This window comes from Pelomonas sp. V22 (genome assembly GCF_030014915.1).
In the GTDB taxonomy this organism is placed as follows: Bacteria; Pseudomonadota; Gammaproteobacteria; order Burkholderiales; family Burkholderiaceae_C; genus JAUASW01.
In genome coordinates this window covers 1-3359 of the sequence record NZ_JAGIXS010000021.1, presented here as the reverse complement: position 1 = coordinate 3359, position 3359 = coordinate 1, and the positions used below count along the sequence as shown (strand labels likewise).

The 3359-nt window shown below is 61.0% G+C and carries 2 protein-coding genes; both read left to right on the top strand.

Translation table 11 applies throughout. The features are described from left to right. The first annotated feature begins 64 nt into the window (after positions 1-64). Positions 65-2965 (top strand): EAL domain-containing protein, encoded by a 2901-nt coding sequence (locus J7U46_RS23155; protein WP_282829612.1) that lies wholly within the window; start codon positions 65-67, stop codon positions 2963-2965. Positions 2966-3048: 83 nt separating this feature from the next. Then, a partial coding sequence (locus tag J7U46_RS23150) for a PAS domain-containing protein (protein ID WP_282829611.1) occupies positions 3049-3359 on the top strand: 311 nt, incomplete at its 3' end.

Genomic DNA, 3359 nt, shown 5'->3' with positions numbered 1-3359 from the left:
TCACCGCTTCCTACAGTGCGGTCAGGCTCTTCCATGCCGCATGGCGCCGCAGCCTTACCAAGTCATGAACAAGCCACACTCCAACCTCCCGGCCAGTGATCAATGGCCGCCCACCCTGCGCCCTGCCATTTTGATATGCGGTGCAGCCACAGCACTAATGTTCGGGGTGCTCGCTCTTCCGCGCGTCAGCATGTTCGCGGAGCGACCGGGTGATCATGCTTCCGTCCATTTGCTGCTGGAGATGTTCGCCGTCGTGGTGTCCGTCATGGTGGCATCGATCGCTTGGCACGAAGCAGGCCGCAGTGGCTCTGGTATGTCCAAGCTGCTGCTGTTCGGCTTTACCGTAGTGGCCGGCGTGGACATGATTCATGCCATCAGCTTCGATGGCATGCCCTCCTTGCTGAGCGACGCGAGTACGGCCAAGGCCATCTTCTTCTGGCTTTGCGGGCGGGGCATCGAAGTCTCGACCGTTTTTCTCGTGGCGGGCCGGTTCGACCCGCCGGGGCGCCGTGGGACCTGGCTGACATTGGCCATTGTTGCCGTCGTCGGTCTCTTCTTTGTCGGTACGTACCGGCTGGCCAGCCTGCCAACGATCTTCGTACCGGGCGTGGGCGTTACGCCGCTCAAGGCGAATCTCGAATATGGCCTGCTGGCGGCGAACCTTGTCGCCGCTGCATGGCTGTTCATGCAGGGCCGCCGGGATGCCCAGCCTCGTCAAATCTGGCTGGCCACGGCCTGCTTTGTGACTGGACTTGGCGAACTGGCCTTCACCACCTATGTGGCGACTTCCGACTTCCTCAATCTCTTTGGGCACCTCTACAAGTTGCTGGCCTACGGACTGATCTATCGGGCGGTGTTTTTCAGCAGCGTCCAGGCGCCCTACGCGCTGCTGGAGCGCACCGAGCAGCAACTGCAGAAGCGCAACAAGGAGTTGGACGCCATCCTCAACAACGTACCGGTGACCATCGTTCAACTCGACCGAGAGCTGCGCCTGAGCTATGCCAATCCGGCGTATGCCAACCAGGCCGGGATGGCGGTGCAAGCCTGCGAGGGACACTCGCTGTTCGAGTCCATGCGGCCAGAATGGATACCGCATGTCAAGCCGTTCATCGAGCAGGCGATGGCAGGCCAGCGCGCCGAATTCGATTTCGAGGCGAGCGCACCCACAGGCCAACCGGAGAACATCTGGGCGGCCATCGTGCCGGAGTACAACCAGGCTACCGGCGTCGACGGTGTGCTTGCCATCTTCAAGGACAACACCGAGCGTGATCGCGCGCGCCGCCTGTTGGCCGAATCCATGCACGAGATCGCCGAGCTCAAGGCGGCGCTGGATGCCCATGCCATCGTGGCGGTCACGGATGCCCGCGGCGTCATCACGCGCGTCAACGACAAGTTCTGCACCATCTCCAAGTATCCGCGCGACGAGCTCATCGGCAGTACCCACCGGCTGATCAACTCAGGTCACCACCCCAAGAGCTTCTTCGTCGATCTGTGGAAAACCATCTCGTCGGGTCAGGTCTGGAACGGCGAGATCTGCAATCGCGCCAAGGATGGCTCGTCGTACTGGGTGCATACCACCATCGTGCCGTTCATTGGCGGTCAGGGCTTGCCGGTCCAGTACATCGCGATCCGCGCCGACATCACCGAGCGCAAGAATGCAGAGCAGCGCGCGCAGCGCATGGCCCTCTACGATGCGCTGACCGGATTGCCCAACCGGCGCTTGATGAGCGACCGTCTGCAGCAGGCGCTAGCGGCCTCGGCACGAGACGGTCAGCACGGGGCCCTGCTACTCCTCGATCTTGATCATTTCAAGCAGGTCAACGACACACTCGGACACGACCAGGGCGACGAGCTGCTGCGCCAGGTTGCGGTGCGCTTGCAATCCAGCGTACGCCAGGTCGACACAGTGGCGCGGATGGGGGGCGATGAGTTCGTGCTCGTGCTGAGTGAGTTGAGCAGGGATGTTGCAGTGGCCACCTCCTTGGCTGGAGGCATCGCCGACAAAGTGCGTGATGCGCTCAATGAACCGTATCTGCTCAACGGAATGCGGGTCGACATCTCTCCAAGTATGGGGCTGCTGACCTTCTGCGGTGGCGGCATGTCGGAGGATGAGCTGCTTAAGCGTGCAGACATGGCGCTCTACCAGGCCAAGGAGTTGGGGCGTGACCGCAAATGCTTCTTCGATCCGGCGCATCAGGCCCAGAACCTCGGACGCATTCAGTTGTTGCATGAGCTAAAGCAGGCGAAGGCCAGCGAGCAGTTGTTGTTGCACTACCAGCCCGTGGTCGGGGAAAGCTGCCGGATCATTGGCTACGAGGCGTTGCTGCGCTGGCAGCATCCTGAACGGGGCATGGTGTCGCCAGCAGAGTTCATCCCCCTCGCCGAGCAATCGGGTCTGATCCTCCCGATCGGCCAACGCGTGCTCGAGCTGGCCTGCAGACAGCTGGCCGGATGGCGCGACGAACCAGGCCGGAGCACGCTGACTCTGGCGGTGAACGTCAGCGCTCGTCAGTTCAAAGACCCTAAGTTCGTCGAAGGCGTCGAGTCTGCACTGCGCGAGAGCGGCGCAGACCCGCATGCCCTCTGGATCGAGCTGACGGAGAGCATGCTGCACACCGACATCGACGAAACCATCGAGAAGATGTCCAGGCTTAAGGGCCTGGGCGTGAGGTTCTCACTTGACGACTTCGGAACCGGCTACTCCTCACTCAGCTACCTGCGGCGCATGCCGATCGACCAGCTCAAGATCGATCGGAGTTTTGTCCGAGACGTCACCAGCGATTCCAATGCAGCCTCCATTGCCAACACCATCCTTTCGCTGGCCGAGAGCATGAGCCTGGACGTCATCGCCGAGGGTGTGGAAACCATCGAGCAGTTCAATGTGCTCAAAGCGCTGGGTTGCCATTCATTCCAGGGCTACTATTTCGGCAAGCCACAGGCAGCCCTTGTCGAGCCGACAGGCTAATGTGCTTGTGAATAAGAGTCGTTCAAGGCTGCAAGCGAAGGCCACTTCGTGCTGCCTTGCAGTACTGCAATAGGGAGAAGTCAATGCGTATCAACGAGCCCGTCACCCAACGAGAGTACGAGATCCCGGAGGGTGTGACGCTGATGTCTACCACCGACGCGCAGAGCCACATCAAGTACGCAAACGCTGCCTTCGTGGAAGTCAGCGGTTTCGACTTGGACGAACTGCGTGGAGTTCCCCACAACCTCGTGCGCCACCCCGACATGCCCAAAGAGGCTTTTGCCGACATGTGGGAGACCCTGAAGGCCGGCGAGCCTTGGACCGCGCTCGTAAAAAATCGCCGCAAGAACGGCGATCACTACTGGGTTCGGGCAAATGCGGTTCCCATCGTAAG

What these genes read in the sequence shown, in the direction of transcription:
- J7U46_RS23155 (WP_282829612.1), top strand. Translation starts at nt 65, where the DNA reads ATGAACAAGCCACACTCCAACCTCCCGGCCAGTGATCAATGGCCGCCC.